14 protein-coding genes are annotated in these 19680 nt (G+C 30.6%); 2 read left to right on the forward strand and 12 right to left on the reverse strand.

The features are described from left to right. Positions 1-46: 46 nt before the first annotated feature. Positions 47-3451, reverse strand: a complete 3405-nt coding sequence (locus tag ACWJKP_RS15890) for an ATP-binding protein (RefSeq protein ID WP_220286505.1) — start codon at positions 3449-3451, stop codon at positions 47-49. A 338-nt stretch (positions 3452-3789) separates the two neighbouring features. On the opposite strand from ACWJKP_RS15890, the gene ACWJKP_RS15895 reads away from it, so the two are divergent. Continuing rightward, positions 3790-5034, forward strand: a complete 1245-nt coding sequence (locus tag ACWJKP_RS15895; RefSeq protein ID WP_165413161.1) for an HlyC/CorC family transporter — start codon at positions 3790-3792, stop codon at positions 5032-5034. Between the two features lie 62 nt (positions 5035-5096). Here the strand turns inward: ACWJKP_RS15895 and ACWJKP_RS15900 are convergent, their stop codons facing one another. The 3 genes from ACWJKP_RS15900 to ACWJKP_RS15910 all read right to left on the reverse strand — a co-directional run bounded on the left by ACWJKP_RS15900 (position 5097) and on the right by ACWJKP_RS15910 (position 8060). Further along, positions 5097-6203 carry a DEAD/DEAH box helicase gene (locus ACWJKP_RS15900; protein WP_165413157.1) on the reverse strand — a complete coding sequence of 369 codons (1107 nt, stop codon included), beginning with the start codon at positions 6201-6203 and terminating at the stop codon, positions 5097-5099. Between the two features lie 213 nt (positions 6204-6416). After that, positions 6417-6932, reverse strand: a complete 516-nt coding sequence (locus tag ACWJKP_RS15905) for a hypothetical protein (RefSeq protein ID WP_165413158.1) — start codon at positions 6930-6932, stop codon at positions 6417-6419. 312 nt (positions 6933-7244) lie between these two features. Further along, positions 7245-8060 (reverse strand): ZIP family metal transporter, encoded by an 816-nt coding sequence (locus tag ACWJKP_RS15910; protein ID WP_220286506.1) that lies wholly within the window; start codon positions 8058-8060, stop codon positions 7245-7247. 191 nt (positions 8061-8251) lie between these two features. Between ACWJKP_RS15910 and ACWJKP_RS15915 the strand changes: the two genes are divergently transcribed. Then, positions 8252-8977: a tetratricopeptide repeat protein gene (locus tag ACWJKP_RS15915; RefSeq protein ID WP_165413159.1), complete on the forward strand. Its 726-nt coding sequence runs from the start codon at positions 8252-8254 to the stop codon at positions 8975-8977. 166 nt (positions 8978-9143) lie between these two features. On the opposite strand, the gene ACWJKP_RS15920 is transcribed toward ACWJKP_RS15915, so the two are convergent. The 8 genes from ACWJKP_RS15920 to ACWJKP_RS15955 all read right to left on the reverse strand — a co-directional run bounded on the left by ACWJKP_RS15920 (position 9144) and on the right by ACWJKP_RS15955 (position 19617). Next, entirely contained in the window at positions 9144-10604 is a 1461-nt protein-coding gene (locus tag ACWJKP_RS15920; protein WP_224578778.1) for an IS1182 family transposase, read from the reverse strand. Between the two features lie 164 nt (positions 10605-10768). Beyond that, positions 10769-11215, reverse strand: a complete 447-nt coding sequence (locus ACWJKP_RS15925; RefSeq protein WP_165413123.1) for a DUF2383 domain-containing protein — start codon at positions 11213-11215, stop codon at positions 10769-10771. Between the two features lie 64 nt (positions 11216-11279). Beyond that, entirely contained in the window at positions 11280-12410 is a 1131-nt protein-coding gene (locus ACWJKP_RS15930; RefSeq protein WP_165413122.1) for an ABC transporter permease, read from the reverse strand. Beyond that, entirely contained in the window at positions 12388-13092 is a 705-nt protein-coding gene (locus tag ACWJKP_RS15935; RefSeq protein ID WP_165413121.1) for an ABC transporter ATP-binding protein, read from the reverse strand. Before ACWJKP_RS15935 ends, ACWJKP_RS15930 begins: the two co-directional genes overlap by 23 nt. A 17-nt stretch (positions 13093-13109) precedes the next feature. Further along, positions 13110-14249 carry an ABC transporter permease gene (locus ACWJKP_RS15940; protein ID WP_165413120.1) on the reverse strand — a complete coding sequence of 380 codons (1140 nt, stop codon included), beginning with the start codon at positions 14247-14249 and terminating at the stop codon, positions 13110-13112. 129 nt (positions 14250-14378) lie between these two features. Then, positions 14379-15053: a response regulator transcription factor gene (locus ACWJKP_RS15945; RefSeq protein ID WP_165413119.1), complete on the reverse strand. Its 675-nt coding sequence runs from the start codon at positions 15051-15053 to the stop codon at positions 14379-14381. A gap of 52 nt (positions 15054-15105) precedes the next feature. Continuing rightward, positions 15106-16296 carry a sensor histidine kinase gene (locus tag ACWJKP_RS15950; protein WP_462960495.1) on the reverse strand — a complete coding sequence of 397 codons (1191 nt, stop codon included), beginning with the start codon at positions 16294-16296 and terminating at the stop codon, positions 15106-15108. A gap of 69 nt (positions 16297-16365) precedes the next feature. Continuing rightward, positions 16366-19617, reverse strand: coding sequence for a DEAD/DEAH box helicase (locus ACWJKP_RS15955; protein WP_165413117.1), 3252 nt, complete (start codon positions 19615-19617; stop codon positions 16366-16368). Between the last annotated feature and the right edge of the window lie 63 nt (positions 19618-19680).

Here is a 19680-nt window from a genome sequence, read left to right on the forward strand (position 1 = left end):
ATTATTATATTAACAACCTGAAACAGCTAAGCAGGTAATGATTTAACTATTTATATATATCAGAGAATTCTATTGATAGATTTTGTTCATAGTTTGTTTCAAATACCTCTTTATTATTAAGATTGTTTTCTTCCTCTTCCCTGTCAACTGTTCTAACTGGGAGATTTATAATAAATTCGCTTCCTTTTCCCCCTTCACTATTTACACTAATGTTCCCCTCATGCATTTCTACAAGAGACTTTACTAATGCTAGTCCTATTCCACTACCTTCATTATGCCTTGATGTAGATTTATCGATTTGCGCAAAACGCTCAAAAACAAACTCTAACTTGCCTTTTGGAATTCCTATTCCTGTATCCTTTACAGATATTTCAATAAAACCACCTTTATCATAAATATTAACTAGAATACTTCCCTTTTTATCTGTAAATTTAACTGCATTGGATAGTAAATTCAACATAATTCTTTCAATTTTTTCTTCATCAAATGCAATTATTTTTTCTTCTACATCAGTATCAAATATGAGTGTTATTTCATGACTTTTTATATACTCAGCTACAGATTGCGATATTTCCTCTACAACATAAACTATGTCACCATTTTTCAAGTTAAGACTTATGTAATCTGCCTCTATTTTATTTGTGTCTATTATATTATTTATAAGTCTAAGTAACCTTAGAGAATTCTGATTCATTATATTAATATAATATTTAATCTTTTCATCACCTAAGTTTTTTGCTCCATCAAGAGACTTTAATAACTGTATTGTGCTACAAATTACATTTAGAGGAGTTCTAAGTTCATGTGACATATTAGTTAAAAAATCCGTTTTCACTTTGTCATATGCTATAAGTTCTTCAACTTGTCTACTAGCTTCGGCATTTTGCACGCTAAGGGCTTCAACTTGGTTTTTAGCTACTCCAAGCTCATTTACTAATGCTAAGGCTTTTTTAACTGAATCCTTTAATGTTATCAAAGTGTTTATTCTACAGAGTAACTCATGCATATTAAAAGGTTTGCTTAAATAATCATTTGCACCACACTCAAAGGATATAACTAAGTGCTCTACATTGCTATCTGCAGTCATAATTAGCACAGGTAGTTCAAAAATCGATTGTTCTTCCCTAATAATCGCACATACTTCATTACCTGAAATATCTGGCATCATCATATCGAGAATTACTAAATCTAAATCTACATTTTCGTCAATTATTCTCAATGCTTCCTTACCACTGGATGCTTCTAAAACTTCAAAAGTGTCATTAGATAGATAATTTTTCAATACTTTAAGATTCACATACTCATCATCAACTATTAAAACCTTATACCTATCTTTCTTACTTGAATTTATATTTTCATTAATAATTTTTCTAACATTATCTATAGATACACTTACTATATCAGGTTTTAGTTCTAGATTATTTGAATACTGCGCTAATAGTTCTGCTGTCTCTTCATTTTCTTTATTATAAAGATTTTCATGAAGATTACTCTTGAGCTCTTCCTCAGTGCATAATGGGAGAGTAAAAATAAATTTACTGCCTTCTCCTATAACAGAAGAAACCTTTATAGTCCCACCCTGTATTTGAATAAGTTCTTTGGTTACATAAAGCCCTACTCCAGTGCCGCCATACTTTTCTGCAATTCCATCCACCTGCTCATATCTACTGAAAATTTTATGAAGCTTCTGCTCTGGAATTCCTATTCCTGTATCTGTAACACAAATCTCAACAAAAGAATTTTTTACGATATAGGATAATATTATCTCCCCCTCATGTGTGAATTTTATAGCATTACTAAGTAAATTATATAAAATTTGCTGTATCCTATCTTCATCCCCAAATACATAAGGTGTGTCTTTATCTATTAAATTTTTAAAAGTAACGTTTTTATTATTTATAGATATTTCACTAAATTTTATTACCATTTCTACCACATTGCTTATATTAACAAATTTCGTACGTAACACAATTTGATTATTTTTAAGCTTTGAAAATATCATCATATCATTAACCAAGTTAGATAATCTTTTAGCACTAGAATTCACCAAAAATAGGTCCTCTCTGAGCTCAACATCTAAATCAGCATATTTATTATTTACTATTCCTTCAGTTAATCCAACAATTCCGTTCAATGGAGTTTTTAGTTCATGTGAAGTTACCGCTAGAAAATCGTCTTTTAATTCATTTAAAGATTTAAGTTTAGCACTACTACTTTCTATGTTAGAAAGTTCATTGGCTTGCCTCTTTGCTAAAACATAGTAATTTACAACAATAAATATTAATATGCCTTGAGATGCAAATGAGTCCGTAATTATTATACTGTATTCATACAAGATATCATTGATTCTTGTAATAAATAAAGCAAACAGTCCTACAACAACTATATGATCAGTTTGTTTGTTATTTATGCATATTTTACAAATCTTACACATCATATAAAATAGCAATGCAAGTGCAGATAATTCAAAAGGTGCTATAAAGTATAAATAATATTTAACCGGAGTAAAAATCACACTTAAAGTATATACCACTCCTAAATAATTGGATACTTTAACTACTTTACGTGACATTATTTTTTCATAAGATTTATCTATAAACAAGATAATAAAGGGAATGTATGCATAAAAGGTCCATATTTTCATTTTTGTAGAGAAAATATAATTAAGGTGAGGGAATAGTGAAAAAAAGAACCCTTGGCCAATAAATAGTGTTCTAATCGCAATGATTAAACAAATGATTGAAAAATATAATTGAGCCTTTTCTTTTCTTCTATTAATAAATAGTCCAAAACTATATATAGCTGCCATGATGGTGCATCCAATAATAAACAAGCTCAATGCTAGCTTCTGCTCTCTTATAGCTGTAATTTCCTTTGATTCCCCAAGTACTAATGTATCTACATATCCATATTTATTATAAAAATTACTAACCCGAAGGACTAAATAGGTTTCATCATTTTCTACATAGAATGAGCCGCTAGCTGGCTCATTTTCTGGAATCATTTCGTTTTTAGATTTGCCCACCCGTCCAGCCGATGTTATTAGTTTATTGTTAGCCCAAAGTTCATATGCATTTTGGATAAAATTTATTTTCACTGAATAAAGTTCCTTCTTATTGTCTATAAGTAGCTTTAATCTGTACGTACAATAGCCTTCTTGTCCAAACGTACCTGGTAACTTCTCATATCTAATAGCGTCTTCAGGAATACTTTGGAAATCCTGAGGCATGTGTAACTCATTGTCATAAAACTCCCATTCTCCATTAAGTTTTATCATACCATCCTTTTTAAAATCCCAATTTCTTAAGTCTAACACCCCCTTTGCTGCCAAGGGTATATTCTTTTTTGTATGGCTAATTCCACTACTTCCTTTTATTATTGTAATAAACATAATTAAAGTTATTGATAGTAACATAAATATTTTTATTTTGTGTGACTTAATTTCTTCCATGAATTATCTCCTTTATTAATTGTATTTATAGTAACATCTTAAAATATACTCTTATAGTATATAATAACATATTAAATGTCATATATATGATAAATATCAACAAAATACTACTCATTATTCCATGTATTTTGTATTTTAAAAAATTATCTCAAGAAAACAGTTACTGGATAGTAGCTGGTACATTGCAATTGAAGATATGTACTCAAACAAATTAATTTATGTATAACATTTACATATTTGTGTAATCATTTAAAACATTAATGATAATTCCATTTAAATATTTCTTATCTTATGATATAATTTCCTTAGGTTATATCTTAAGGAGCGTGAAATATATTATGGACCCCGATGGTACGTGGCAAATTATATCTTTAGTAATTTTATTACTGTTTTCAGCCTTTTTCTCTGCTTCTGAAACTGCTTTGATGACTTTAAGCAAAATAAGGCTAAGGCATATGGTAGATTCAAAAGTTTGTGGTGCTGAGCGAATTAGTAAATTACTTGAAAATCCAAGTAAACTTTTAGGCGTTATTTTAGTAGGGAATAACATTTCCAATATAGGTGCTTCTGCACTAGCAACTTCCCTAGCCATTCACTATTATAAAGCCTCTGGGGTAGCTATTGCGACCGCTATTATGACAATTCTTGTATTGATTTTTGCGGAAATAACACCAAAATCATTAGCTGCACAAAATTCCGAAAAAATTGCTTTAAAAGTTGCTCGGCCATTAAGTCTAATTACCTTCATTTTAAATCCCCTTATTACAGTCTTAATTTATATAACAAATACAATAATAAAAGTACTTGGTGGGGAAGTCACTAAGGTAAAACCTTTTATTACTGAAGAAGAGTTAAAAACAATGGTTAGTGTAAGTCATGAGGAAGGTGTTTTAGAAGGCGAAGAAAAGCAAATGATTTATAATGTATTTGAATTTGGAGATTCGCAAGCAAAAGATGTCATGACTCCAAGAACTGATATGATTGTAGCAAATGTAACCTCTACTTACGAAGAGCTCATAAAAATCTTCAGGGAAGAGCAATTTTCTAGATTGCCTATATATGAAGAGACTGTTGATAATATTATTGGCGTTTTATACATTAAAGATTTAATTTTCTTCGAAGATGGAAGAGAAGAATTCAGCATAGAGAAACATATGCGTGTCCCTTACTTTACGTATGAGTACAAAAGCACCGTAGATTTATTTGCAGATATGCGTGCAAAACGAGTTCCTATAGCCATTTTATTAGATGAATACGGTGGAACTTCTGGAATTGTTACAATCGAAGATTTAGTAGAAGAAATTGTGGGAGATATAGATGATGAATACGACGATGATACAGATAAAATCGAAGTTATCAAAGAAGATGAATATATTGTTGATGGTGACACAAAAATAAGCATGGTTAATGAAATGATAGGCCTCAATATAGAATCAGAGGATTTTGATTCCATAGGCGGTTTCGTTACCGGCATACTAGGGCGACTTCCAAAGACAGGCGAGACAATAAATTATAATGACACAAAATTTATTATACAAAACACCAGTAAAAATCGTATAGTAAAACTAAAAATTATAACTTAATATAAATAAAAATACTTAAAGTTAATTTAAATTAGCTTTAAGTATTTTATCATTTAAATTCACTACAAAATTTTTCTAGGAATTTTACCTTTTATTTTCTTTTCTATAGCATCTAAAAGAACTTTATCCTTTGGAGCTGAAAATAAATATGTATATCCTTCTTCGCCAGCTCTTCCTGTTCTTCCAATGCGGTGGATATATCCTTCTGCACTTTCAGGCATATCGTAGTTATAAACATGACTAACTCCATTTATATCAAGGCCTCTTGCTGCTACATCTGTGGCAATTAAATACTGAATATCACACTTCTTAAACTCTTTCATTATTTTTTCTCTTTTTGATTGAGTTACATCAGAATGTAGTTTTTTACAATTATAACCTTTTTTATAAAGAGCCATCTCAAGATCATCAACTCTTCTTTTAGTTCTACAAAAAATGATGGCCATAAATGGATTATCTTCGTCCATTACTTTACATAAATCTTCTTGTTTGCGTCTATCCGTAGTTTCTATTAAAAATTGTTTTATAGTTTTAAGTGTTGTCTCTTCTTTTTTAATAATTACTTCTTTAGGATCGTTCATATACTTATAAGCCATTTTTTTCACATCAGAACTCATAGTTGCTGAAAAACATAGCGTCTGCCTGTTTTTTGGTGTTTTTTCTAAGATAGACTCCACATCATTTTTAAATCCCATAAGAAGCATTTGATCCGCCTCATCTAATACTATGGTTTTAAGGTTATCAAGCCTTACCGTACCTCGACTAAGATGGTCTAGTAATCTTCCTGGTGTTGCTATTACTAAATGAATATTTCCTTTTAATTTTTTCAGCTGTGCACCTATGTCCTTGCCACCATACGCTGCCAAAATATTTAAATTTTTACCTTCTGCAAGCTTTTTAGCTTCACTAGTTATCTGTATTGCAAGTTCTCTTGTAGGAGTCACTATTAATCCTTGAATCGTATTTATATCATTTGACATATTATCAAACATTGGCAGTAGAAACGCAAGTGTTTTTCCGGTGCCTGTTTGTGCCTCTGCTATAACATCCTTACCGCCTTTTATTAGCCTAATACTTTGCTCTTGTATAGGCGTTGGCTCAGTAATTCCTTGAATTTTAATCGTATTTAGTATATCGTCGCTAAGTCCTAGCTCTTTAAACTTTATCATTTTTATTTACCTTTCTATTTAAACATATTTTTGTTAACTTTTTATACAAACCAATTAATTATAGCAGACATTAATTATAATAAGAAGAGTTTTATAAATATTCTGCAATAAAGTGTAGATTGTATTAAAAAAAAGCAGATGCCCATTAGTTTTACTAATGCATATCTGCCTTCAATTTGAGTACTTTTAAAAGTACAAATTATACTTTATACTTTATTTTTTCAATTCTTGAACTCCAGTTACTTTACTTTTATCATCCATTTTAAATGTAGATTTAGCTTCATCTGTAGTAAAATATACATTTCCGTCTACTGTAGCATCTTTTAACTGAAAGTTACTTGCTGTTACATAAAGGTCACCTTTGAAAGTTCCATGTTCTATGCTTCCCGCAGGACTACTAAAAGTTAATTTTGGAGCAGTTAAAGTGAATCTAGCTGTTACTACATGTTTATCATCTTGTGTGTATAGACCTATTTTACGTTGTGCAACTGCTGGCTCTTTAGTGTTTTTAAAATCACCTTCAACTACAAGATCTTTATCAACAGTTAAATCCTTAAGCGTTGCAATAATCCATGTACCTTTACTGCTTATTGCATTTTCAAAAGCTGCCTGAGTATCTACTATTGAAGCTGTTGTTACTACATCAGTTTTTGCTTCTTCTTTAGCGCCACATCCTACTAATAAAGTAGCACCTACAGCTAGTGATAGTATTATTGTTTTAATTTTCATACGAATCTCCCCCTTATTTTTTAATTGTTACATTCCTTAACAAAATCAGTATATCACACGTGATAAAAATATAACAAGATGAAATATGGGTATTATGTAGTAATTAGTAATTACAAAATGAACAAAATTAATAACTCCTAATTTAATCTTAATCTTATCTATAAATTCGTTTATTTCTGACATTTAAAATTGATATACTAAAAATAACACCTAGTTTTTTTAGAGAATTTAAATTACCACTAAACTTTTCCATAGCGCCGCCTTTATTTAAATGATATTTATATATCAACATACTTTTATCATATTTTTACATTATCCCAAAGCTACATCCAATATCATCATAATTACAAACCCTACCATAGCACCTATAGTTGAAATATCTGTTTTTGAATCCTGTTGTGATTCGGGTATTAGTTCTTCAACAACTACAAAAATCATAGCACCTGCTGCAAAGGATAGTGCATAGGGAAGAATAGGTTTCATAGCTATTACTGCAAATGCACCTATCACTCCTGCTATAGGTTCAACTATCCCTGACGCCTGACCGTACATAAAGCTTTTAAACCTAGAGAAACCCTCTCGTCTTAATGGTATAGAAACGGCAGCCCCTTCTGGAAAGTTTTGAATACCAATACCAACTGCCAGTGCAACAGCTCCTGCTAATGAAGCTGAAGGAATATTAGCTGCTACTGCTCCAAATGCAACCCCAACCGCAAGTCCTTCTGGTATGTTATGTAGCGTTATTGCAAGTACCAATAAAATACTTCTTTGCCAACTAGTTTTAATCCCTTCCGCCTGTTCTATTGGTTGATTAAGATGTAGATGTGGTAAAATTTTATCCACTGCCAAAAGGAAACCCCCACCTGCGAGGAACCCTACTGCTGCAGGAATCCACGATGGTGTACTTGTTTGTTCTGCCATCTCTATAGCAGGCGCTAGCAATGACCAAAAGCTGGCAGCAATCATAACTCCTGCTGCAAAACCAAGCATACCATTTAGCACCTTTCTGCTTATATTTTTAAAGAAAAATACTAAAGACGCTCCTAAAGCAGTTACACCCCAAGTAAATAATGTTGCAAAAAGAGCCTGAACTACGGGATCAAAGCCTTTAAGCCAGTCTATTATCATAAAAAATCCTCCATTCTAATACTTCTTGTATTTTTTCAATAGTACCTTTATTTACAGAATACTATACCCTTTTATGTTTGTAAATATTATCATTTAAGATAAAAACATTTATTTCATTCCAGTCACATGTATACCGTTTCCTTTTATGTCAATAATTTTAATGTGTGATTGCAATTGAAAGGAGCATGTTAATGAAAACTAGTATCCGTTTAAGCGATGATGAAACCCTAATTAAAGAATATATAGAAAGAGGCAAGGGGCTTTTCAATGATGGGAAAATTGAAAAAGCATTCAAAAATTTTAATAAAGCCATTTTCCTCAACACGGAATATGCGCAGGCTTATTTTGTCAAAGCTCAAGCTTATATTGAAATGTACGAAGCTTACGAAGCTGAAAAATGCATAAATAAATATTTACAGTTAGTCCCTGGTGACCCAAAAGGCTACTGGAAGTTAATTGATATAAACGATTTAACTGGTGACTTTGATAAATGTATTTACTATTGTGAAAAACTTCTTGAGGCCGATAAACAAAATACAAACATATATTTAAAAAAAGCAGAATTTTTAGCTATTATTAACGATTTTGAAAAAGCTTTAGAATGTTTTGATGAATCCCTAAAACTAAGTCCTGATTTTTATGATGCACTATGTGGTAAAGGAAGTGCACTACTCTCTCTACATAAGGGTAAAGAGGCTCTTGTAATATATAATAAAGCCATTGAAGTTGATATCACTAGAAGTGTTGCATATTTTGGAAAATCAAAAGTATGTATGGCTATGGAAAATCGAATAATAGCCTTAAAATATGCAGCAAAAGCATATGAACTGGAACCTGAAAATGAATGGTATAAATGCCATTATACCGTATTAAAAAATATGTACATAGGTATTAAATCATCTCCTTCGCTGTTGTAATGTCGCTTAATAATAAAATGCTCCCACCTTATATGGAGGCCACTGAAAAAAGCACTCTCTTTTCAGTAAGTTTTTTAGGCTTGAACAGAAAAAACATGAAATACCCATATTTTTGGATGTTTCATGCTTTTTCTTTTTATATTTTTATATTTAAGTTAAAAAAGCCTTATTTCATGCCTTTCAACTTGATTATTCTCTTTAGATTCACAGTGAAGATTGATAACGCACCTTGCATTTGCATGCTAATTAAACCTGACGATGTTGCTACATCATAGCCATGCTGGTGCTTAAGTTCACTGTTTTTAGCCTCTATCATATAACGTTCTCTAGCACGTTTTTTAAAATACTCACTTTTTTCGAACTCTATTTGATCTTTGTGAGTATTTGACTTTATTGAAACCGAATAAGTTTTAGATTTAGCACCTTCTTTATAGCACCCATCTTTATGAACACAATTTTTACACTTTTCTACATTAAAATAGTAAGTTAGCACTTGATTTTTACCAACATTCTTCTTTCCCTGTTTTGCTTTTTTAATAGCCATATGGCCTGCCGGACATACAAATAAACCAGCATCTTTATTAAACTCAAATTCATCTTCTTTTTTTCGCATTCCTTGTGAAATTACAGGATTTAGTCTTGAAATTAATACAATTTTATTTTCTTTTGTATATTTTAAGTTTTTCATTTCAGAATAAGCTGTATCTCCAATTACTTCATTAACATCTATACCAGCCTCACGGCTTTTTTCTATTAAGGCTATGAGCTCCTTTCCATCACTTTTTTCGCCAGTTGTAATAACAGCTGCTGTAATTAAACGTTCTTCACTCATAGCAAGGTGTGATTTATATCCAAAAAAAGAACTATCTTCAGTTTTATGCCCCACTTTTGCATCCTCATCTTTTGATAGTTTTAGATTTTCTAAGTCATCATTAATAGCTTCCATTAAGTAGTTTAATTTAGTTTTCACAGCTGGATTTGCTGCAGTTTCTGGCTTCTCGTTTATGCTATCAATTAATAATTTGCAGTACTCAAGAATATCTTCAAGTACTCCAGTTGTAACTTTATTAGGTAACTCTTCTTTAATACCAGGATGTACTCCATACAATGTTTTTCTTAAGTTTTTTGCACGTTTCAATAATTCTTCGCTCGCTGACTTTTGGTTATAACGTGACTTGGTATGCGTAGCATCAACTATTATTGCTTTACTTTTTAAAACTCCCTCTTTTATAGCAAGTTCTACAGTCTTGTTTATTAATAAATCCAATAAATTCATGTCTTTAAGGCGAAGCTTTCTAAATTTAGTTAATGTACTTGAGTTTATTAAATTTGTTTCTTCTGGGGCTAAATTTAGAAAATATTTAAAGGACATATCATAAAGAGTTCTTTCAACAACATCTTCATCAGACAATTCATATATTACTTTCAAAAGTAAATATTTAAATAGCATTATGGGGTTAATAGCACCTCTACCCATAGATGAACTATAGTTAACCACCAATTCATCATAAACAAATGAAAAGTCAACAAGGTCATTAATTTGCTTTAAAATGTTATCTTCCGGAATAATTAACGAATATAAGCTATGGTATGTATTTATTTTTATTTCCAATTGTCCTTTTAGCATAATAGTATAGCCCCTTTTATTTTAGTCTACTATACTAATTCGACATATCTTTTAAAATTCCTTTTTGTTTTTAGTCTTTTACATAAAAAAAATCGCCATCTTTAATTCGATGACGATTTTTTTTATAGTTTTTCAGTGGCCTCCTTATATGTGAGAGCATTTTACTATTTACATATTCTCATTGCTTCTTGTATTTTTCTTAAATGATTGTCATAGTCAGCTACAACAGCTTTTACTTCGCTCATTAGACTAGCATCCAGATCCTTATTCTGCTCTATAAACTTTTTGCCTTGCTTTATTCCCATTTCCATAGCATCTATTGCATGCTCACACACTTCCAAATCAGTGTTTACGGGTATAAGTTTAATTTTCTCAAAAAAATCCGCCATAGTGCCCATTACCCCAAGAGTATCGGAAGCATTACCACCTAACTTTTCTATCCTATTGGTAATTGCCTCTTCATGTCTTTTAAATGATTCTATAATTTGAACTAGTTCATTTTTGAGCTCTTGCTCTTTAGCTTTACGGAGATAATCCTTAAAAGTAGTACCTCCCATGTGTATGCCCTTTAAAAATTTGTTCATTTCTTTTATATCATTATTTCCATCCATAATCTCACCTCTACTTATTGTGAGCATTAGTTAATTACATTATTCATATTTACTTTAATATCCCTTAACCTCCAATTACATCAATTGGGTCGGTTTTTCGAAGTTCCTTAATAGGTGCAATTAAGCTTAGAAACGATACAATTATTGGTATAAACAGTGCTACCTTTGCACCAGAAATACTCCATAAAGGAATAAATTTACCAGTTGGATAAAGTACAGTTAAATTCAAAATAAAAGCTATAAGCGTAGTTAATAGTATTCCACATATATATCCAAGTAAACATACCGTAGCGTTTTCCTTCCAAAGTTTAAAATAAAGTGTACTTTTTTTATAACCTATAGCTAATAATACTCCAAATTCGTATTTTCGATTAAGGAAGTTAATGTAATTCAAATTTCCAAGTGATATACATAGCACTACTATTATTATCATATTAAGCATAAATGATAAACTATTCATAGGCCTTAGAATTTCATCCAGTTGCGTTGAAAGACTGTAATAATCCCTAATCAAAATACTTTTAGGTGTACTTTTAGATAAATAATTAATTAAATTTTTATCTTTTATATTTTTAACCGAAAATGCTATAGAGTGCTTCATTACTGCACTTCTAAGAATATTATTCTTATTATCGCTGACTACCGCCAGCATTACTGGACCATCTGTAATTCCTGACACTTTAAATTTGCCTTCTATTTGGTAGCTTGCGGATATCTCTGAGCCAATATAATCTCCTGTATTTAATTTGTTTTGCAGAGCATATTTTTTAGGAATAATGATTTCATTCTTATTGGTCCTAGGAAGTCTACCTTGAATTAGTTTCATATCAAGGGTAGTAAGAACCCTCGATATATCCTTTTCATAAAAATTTAAAACCTCTATAGACATTGAACCCAAAAAGCCACTATATTGAAGAGAACCATACTCACCAATTAGAGGGACAATATACCCTACATTATTATCATTAGTTATTTTGTCTAAGTAATCTTTGGGAATAGGATCTTCATTATTGCTAGACACTGTTGTGTATTTACTAAAAATATTAGTCGCTGTTATCTTTGTTAGCTCAATAGTACTTTTATTTATTAGTGAATAAAAATAAATTAGTAAAACACCCACCATTATAGACATTAGTATTGGCAATATTTTAAAAGTATTATTCTTAATATACTTAAAGGCTGATAGCGGATTCATTACATCCCTCCATTCCTCTTTTTTTAATTGAGGTAACAGCCCCATCCCATATATTAATTATATCATCTGCATTTTCAAGTATGGAAGCATCATGTGTTACAACAATAACTAAGGCATTATTTTTATATGCGTCTAGTAGCTTCATTACTTCCCTTGCACTAGAATGATCTAAAGATGCAGTAATCTCATCACCAAAAATTACTTTAGGGTCATTTATAAGTGCTCTAGCAATTGCAGCCTTTTGTCTTTGTCCACCAGATAATTGATGGGGCTTTTTGTTTGCCAAATGCTCAATGCCAAGCTTTTTTAATAAACCCAAAGCTTTTTCTTTTGCACGAGTACTATTGTCATTTATTGGTGTTAATACATTATCTATTACGCTCATATAATCTATAAGAAAATGCCTTTGGAAAATAAACCCAAAATCTTTACGCCTAAGCTCTGTACTTCTAGAAATAGATAATTCATTAAATTTCATATTATTGTAACTTATGATGCCTGATGATGGAATTTTAAGTCCTGCTAATGAATATAGCAATGAACTTTTACCGCTACCAGATGGTCCCATTATGCCTATTAACCTGTTTTCTTCCAATGAAAGATTAATATTTCTTAAAGCATATGTCTGAACCTCTTTTCCAATATCATATATCAAATTTAAATTTTCTACTTTAAATAACATAATGATTCACTCCTTTTTTATATTCCTTCTATCATTACTATAGGATCTAGCTTACTTATCATTCTGTTTACAGGTATTAATGTAAATAATGTTGTAAATAGTGGTATATAAATTGCCATATATAAAGCTTTTGAAGAATAGTGTACTGAAACCCCTCCAACCGCTCCAAATGTTCCATCATTTATTAAGATAGAAGACAACCATCCTAAAATTAGCCCTAGAGTAAATCCTAGTAGATTTACAATAAACACTTCCCAAAATACCTTCTTCATTAGTTCCACCTTGGTATACCCCATGGCATTTAAGATACCAAGTTCCTGTTTTCTACTAAAAAATTCTACATATTTAGAGCTTCCAGCGGAAATAACCATTACTATAATCGCAATTATACAAATCATATCTAATGTACGCATTATAGATGCTATTTCATTATAAAGTTTAATTATTCCACTTAAAGTCATCACTGTTACCTCCTTTTTAGGGAAACTTAGTAGCAGTTTATCCACATCTTTTACTTTATTGTCCTTTGGAAAAACTAATATCGATTTTTCCGCTGTAATTGTATCCTTGGTATTTATTTTGGCTATATTAATGTTATAAGGCATAAATGATAAATACGCATCGCCTTCAACTATTCCTACCACTGTATACTCACCATTTAAGGCATCATTTTTATCAATAGAATTCCCTATTTTATCCCCGATCTCTACATTTTTATTTTTTGATATTCTATAATCTAGTGCCACTTCTTTATGATTTTCCAGTGGTAGTCTTCCTTCCTTTAATGTTATGTTGTGTTTTTTCATAACATATTCTATATTTTCAGGTCGTATACCTAAAATGGGAGCATTGGTTGAACTTCCGGGTATATCATAGCGTGTTTGATATGAAACAAATGGGATTATATTTTCTACATTAGAGTTGTCTTTAAGTGTCCTCATGATACTTTCTGGTATTGGTTTGTCTTTTCCCATACTTTGCACTGTCATATGATTTTTATATGGGTTTACATTTAGCTCTTGCATTGAGTCTCCTATAGATTTTACAAAGGTCTGGAAAATATATAAAAATGAAACGGCCACTAATATTGATATGGTAGACGTAATAAGTTTTTTCTTGTTATTTTTACAATAACTTAAAGATGATAAAGGTTTCATTTTACTAACTCCTTTCATAGCATGTTTTTTATAATTACCTTCTAATAAAATAATACCAATTTTAGGAGTAATATAAAAGTAACCCTGGTCACAAAATAAAATGACCAGGGTTACTTTTTTAATGTATATCTATTCCAAAAGTAAATCCTTAATATATATCGCTGCTGATGTTCTATCAGAAATGCCTATTTTACTATAAAGATTACTTACATAGTTTTTCACTGTTCCACCAGATATGTATAATGAAGATGCAATTTGCTTATTGGTAAAACCCTGAGATAGCATTTTTGCAATTTCAATTTCTTTTTCTGAAAGTCCAAAAGAACTTAATAATTTAGCTTCACGATTCTTAATATTTTTTTGATTGTCATTACTGTACTCTTTGACTATTTTACCAGCAAGCACTATAGCAATTTTAGAGGGCAATATAAAAGCACCCGTGTACGCATCCTTCACCGCTTTTATAAGTCCATCCCCTTCTATATCCTTCAAAATATAACCAGTTGCACCATTGCTTAAAGCTTTAACAATGAATTCTTCATCATCAAAGGTTGTAAGAATAAGTATAATTATATTAGGGAATTTTCCCTTTATTAATTTGGTGCATTGTACTCCATCCATATTTGGCATTCTTATATCCATTAACACCACCTGAGGTTTAGTTTCAGAGCATAATTCTAGTGCCTCCACCCCATCTTTTGCAAGGGCCACTACTTCTATATTTTCCTCTAGTTCAAGTATTGTCTTAAGTCCATCCCTCATAAGGGTTTGATCATCTGCAATTAACACTCTTATTTTGTCCATAAAAGCCTCCCCCAAAAATAAAGCATTTAATATTATTACATTTTTCTAAAAGTTATTGAAGGCAAGCTTTAGAATAAGAAAGTGTAATGAGAAGTTCTAAGCCCTCTTGCACATCAGAATTAATGTCAAAGCTTCCTTCTAAGTCATAAACTCTATCTCGCATAGCGCGAAGCCCGAATCCGTAGTTTAATGTACCTGCACCTTCGCCATTATCTTCAAGAGAAAAACATACTTTATCATCTTTTTTTATAAGTTTAAACAAAAAAGCATTACTTTTACCATGACGAATCCCATTGGTAAGCCCCTCTAGTAGAGAAGATAAAATTACATTTTTCGCTTGTTTATTTAAATTTAATGAAGAGTCTATTTCAGTTTTAATTACGACCCCTGAGTGTAATTGAGTATCCTTAATGAGCGCTTCTAATGAAGGATAAAACTCCAGTAATTCATCACCTTTTTCAAGCACCCGGACAGAGGTACGAATATCATTAAGACCCTTTCTCACTTGACTTTGTGCTAAGCAAAGTTTCTCTTTTGATAAATTCGAATTCACCTTCATCAGCCTTTTGCTAGCCTCTATTTCTACTAATACAGTGGTTAATGTATGCCCCACTGTATCATGAATTTCCCGTGCTATCTTATTTCTCTCTTTAATAATAGTCATCATCTCTAACTTTTCATATGCATCCTTTAAATTCATATATATGCATTCTTTTTCTAATTTCTCCATAGTTATTTCATTTAAAGAGACTTCAATTATTTCTGCTTGCTTTAATAAATATCTCACAAGGAAAAACATCAAATAAATCATAGAAAAAATTGATAGACTTAAAAATATTTTCACAATGATACTTGCAAATTCAAAATCCACCATAATACTTAAAGTTACGCAGTAAAGTACAAATGAAAAAATTGAAGCAATTATACCAAATGCTAATTTGAAATTTAGAACAATATCTTCCAACATAAAATAATATAAACATAAAGATAGATGAGAGTTATCATTTAGATTAAGTGTAAATATAAATATAAAATCTATTATTAAAGAAAAACAACTTAAATTTTTATGATTTTCACTATCATATATGAAAAACACTCTAATAGTGTAAGATGTTAAAAATAAGAAGGTTAAAGTAATAATTAACAATTGATTTTCAGCGTTATAAAGCGCAGTTATTAAAAATATCCCAGTAAATAGTATATAATTAATAATCAGTAAAATGTCCTTAATCTTATTTTTCATAAAATACCTCATAAATTTAAAATAGTATTATTACCTAACTTTACAATAAAAAGAATTTATAATCAAGTTTTACTCTTTCATTTCAAACAATCCAAATATCTCTTCCTCACTTAAGGCTGCAAAACCTTCGCCGCCAGATAGTTCATCCCCCATAAGCTCTGATATAAGCTTTTTCTTCTCTTCTTGAAGTGACAGAATTTTTTCCTCAATTGTGCCCTTAGCTATAATTTTTATAACACTCACCACATTCTTTTGCCCTATTCTATGAGCCCTATCAGTTGCCTGCTCTTCTACTGCTGGATTCCACCAAGGATCAAAGTGAATTACTACATCTGCAGAAGTTAAATTTAGGCCTGTGCCTCCAGCCTTTAAGCTTATTAAAAATACAGAATTTTCGCCATCATTGAAGTCTTTTACCAAATTTATTCTCTTCTCTGACAGCACTGATCCATCCAAGTAACTAAAAGCTATTCTCTCTACTACAAGTCTTTTTTGTATATTCTTAAGAACAGAGGTGAATTGAGAGAAAACAAGTACTCTATGCCCCTCCTCTATACTCTTATGAAGTTGTTCCACTAGAGCTTCTATTTTTGCGCTATCACCACTATAATCATCCATGAGTACTTTTGGATCTAAACATATTTGTCTTAACTTTGTTATATACGAAAGTATCTCTATTTTACTATTTTTAAACTCATCATTTTTCACCTTCTTTTCAATAAGTTCCATTGCATGATTTGCATAGGTTTTATAAACTTTCTTTTGCTCCTCCTCTAAACTTACTATTAGCGTTTTTTCTATTTTATCAGGTAATTCCTTTAAAACATCTTTTTTCAGACGCCTTAAAATAAAAGGTTTTATAAGCCTATTTAAATCTTCTAATATCTCCGGACTCTCCTTAAGCTTTTTATGGTATCTTACACTAAATCTCTTTTGATCATATAGGTATCCTGGCATTATAAAATCAAATATAGACCATAAATCCATAAGAGAATTTTCTATTGGTGTACCGGATAGTGCAAATCTTGTCTTCGCCCTTATCTCCTTCACAGCTATTGCATTTTGAGAGTTTGGATTTTTTATATTTTGAGCTTCATCAAGTATGCAATAATCAAACTCTAATACCTTGTAACTTTCCGAGTCCCTCTTTAATAGGTTATAGGTAGTTATAATCACATCATAATTTTCTATATTATTTACTATTTCTTCTCGCGCGTCCTTTAACCCATTAACCGCAGCAACCTTTAACCTAGGTGCAAACTTTTCAAACTCGCTTATCCAATTATATATTAGGGATGTAGGTGCTACAATTAAAGTCTTACTTCCCTTACTTGCTAATATAAAAGTAATAGCTTGAATAGTTTTACCAAGACCCATTTCGTCTCCTAAAATCCCACCAAACCCTAAATAATCTAATGTTTTAAACCAATTATATCCGATCTTTTGATACTCTCTTAATTTTCCTTTTAAATCAACTGGTTCTTTAAAATTCAATTTTTCAATATTCTTAATCTTATCTCTTACCTCTTTTAATTCTTTTTTTCCTTTTATATATCTAATGTTATTTTCCTTTAAATAACCATCTAGGAAAATACCTTTGCTTTTAGATATTTCAATATGATTATTATCACTATCAGATGGTGTAATCACATCTAAAAGCTTTAAGAATTTATAAAGCTCTAATTCCTCCAAATCAAGATACTCACCATTTTTCAGCTTATAATACTTAAGATTATTTCTAAAAGCTCTTAGTATATTTGTAGTTTCTCGTGGCTCAATATCCCCTATTTTAAAATCCATTTCAAAATAATTATACTTTCCGCTTTTAATATCTCCACTAATACCCTTAGCACCTAAGGATTTTATACCTTTAAAGTTTTCGGAGTAATAAACTTCTCCTATTTCTTGAAGTCTCCCAATATCACTTTTAAAAAATTTGAATATATAGTCCCCTCCCTTTAAGAAATAAAACTTATTTCTTATCTCCTGAAAACCTAAAACTTTTAGAATTGATATAACCTGAGCTTCCTTTTTATAATCCCTATATACTATTTTTTCAAGGCAATCCTCAAAGATATTAAACTGAAAAGTTCCATACTTTACTTTTAATGTTAGAGTAATATCTTTCCCCTCCTGATTAAAGTAGAAACTAAACTCGCACTTACCCATTACTATTTTATCTTTTATAGCCTTAGATAAAACAACACTCGGTGACAATAAATTAAGATCTGGAATCAGCCTTCTTAATATATTCTCCTCCTCAAATCTTGTAATAGTTACGACCTTTGCCTCATTAAAAACTTGAAGGTACGGACTTATCTTATAACAAAACTCATAATCTGGAATATATATATTTGTTCCATACAAGAAAACATCATTCTTAGATCCTAAAGATGCTGGCATTCCGCTTGAAGATTTAAGTACATAATTATCCTTTATTATTTTTAAATCAAAATCTAGGGGTGGAGACTCATATAAAATTTCTGTATCCACAGGTCTATAAAAAAAGCCATCATTTAAATAGACTCTATGCTTAATTATAATTTCGAAAAATTCCCTGGTTAGATATTTAGGAATATTTATGTTTTTTCCATCTACATACCGGTCTTCACGTCTGTTAACGTGCCTCCGAGTTCCCTCAATCGTCTTTAACATTTCAATAAAATCAATAATCCTTTTATCCTTTGTGGACATTTTTTGATTTTCCATATTAAAAGTAAAATTTTTGCTATAGTTTATAGGAATATTATTATAATACCCTAATAAAAAGTGATTGATATCCTTTAAAACATAAAGATTACTTGCACTCATAGAAGTTAACCCTATTTTAAACTCAGCTGTAAGGTCGCTAGTCCACTGATTTTTATTTATGTACACCTCTATTTTAATTTCTTCTTTATGTCTTTCATCGCCCAAAAGCATAGATAGTACATTACTACTATTTTTAAATGTACTTGGATTCATAACATCATCTTCCCTTAAAAGTGGGTGACTTGATAAATCCTCTAATGCTTTATAAAATGTTGCTACTAAATGTTTGCAACAATAATTTTCTTTTTTAAACTCATTGCTTTCAAAATCAGAACAGCTACAGAATGTAGTAAAAATACTTCTCCGAACTGCATCCATCTCAATTTTCGTGTGATATTCATTAAAAAGTTTCTCTGAAATCACATTTCCATCTATACATATTAATTTATCTTCATTTGTAATATTTACAGAAGAAACCAAATCATTATTAAGGACCCTTTGCCCACTGGCATGATTTTTACCACTGGTTCCTTCATTAAATATTTGTAATATCATATCTTCTTTCAACATATTTTCTCCCTAGTTCTTAAGTTTTATATTCTTTTAATTATACCATAAACACAGAAAGAACAT

This window comes from Clostridium sp. CM037, assembly GCF_055081095.1.

Coding starts and splice junctions, on each gene's coding strand:
- ACWJKP_RS15900 (WP_165413157.1), bottom strand. CDS start 6,203: ATGATAAAGTTTAAAGAGCTAGGACTTAGCGACGATATACTAAATACG.
- ACWJKP_RS15905 (WP_165413158.1), bottom strand. CDS start 6,932: ATGAAAATTAAAACAATAATACTATCACTAGCTGTAGGTGCTACTTTA.
- ACWJKP_RS15945 (WP_165413119.1), bottom strand. CDS start 15,053: ATGGACAAAATAAGAGTGTTAATTGCAGATGATCAAACCCTTATGAGG.
- ACWJKP_RS15955 (WP_165413117.1), bottom strand. CDS start 19,617: ATGTTGAAAGAAGATATGATATTACAAATATTTAATGAAGGAACCAGT.
- ACWJKP_RS15915 (WP_165413159.1), top strand. CDS start 8,252: ATGAAAACTAGTATCCGTTTAAGCGATGATGAAACCCTAATTAAAGAA.
- ACWJKP_RS15940 (WP_165413120.1), bottom strand. CDS start 14,249: ATGAAACCTTTATCATCTTTAAGTTATTGTAAAAATAACAAGAAAAAA.
- ACWJKP_RS15950 (WP_462960495.1), bottom strand. CDS start 16,296: ATGAAAAATAAGATTAAGGACATTTTACTGATTATTAATTATATACTA.
- ACWJKP_RS15925 (WP_165413123.1), bottom strand. CDS start 11,215: ATGGATGGAAATAATGATATAAAAGAAATGAACAAATTTTTAAAGGGC.
- ACWJKP_RS15890 (WP_220286505.1), bottom strand. CDS start 3,451: ATGGAAGAAATTAAGTCACACAAAATAAAAATATTTATGTTACTATCA.
- ACWJKP_RS15935 (WP_165413121.1), bottom strand. CDS start 13,092: ATGTTATTTAAAGTAGAAAATTTAAATTTGATATATGATATTGGAAAA.
- ACWJKP_RS15910 (WP_220286506.1), bottom strand. CDS start 8,060: ATGATAATAGACTGGCTTAAAGGCTTTGATCCCGTAGTTCAGGCTCTT.
- ACWJKP_RS15895 (WP_165413161.1), top strand. CDS start 3,790: ATGGACCCCGATGGTACGTGGCAAATTATATCTTTAGTAATTTTATTA.
- ACWJKP_RS15920 (WP_224578778.1), bottom strand. CDS start 10,604: ATGCTAAAAGGACAATTGGAAATAAAAATAAATACATACCATAGCTTA.
- ACWJKP_RS15930 (WP_165413122.1), bottom strand. CDS start 12,410: ATGAATCCGCTATCAGCCTTTAAGTATATTAAGAATAATACTTTTAAA.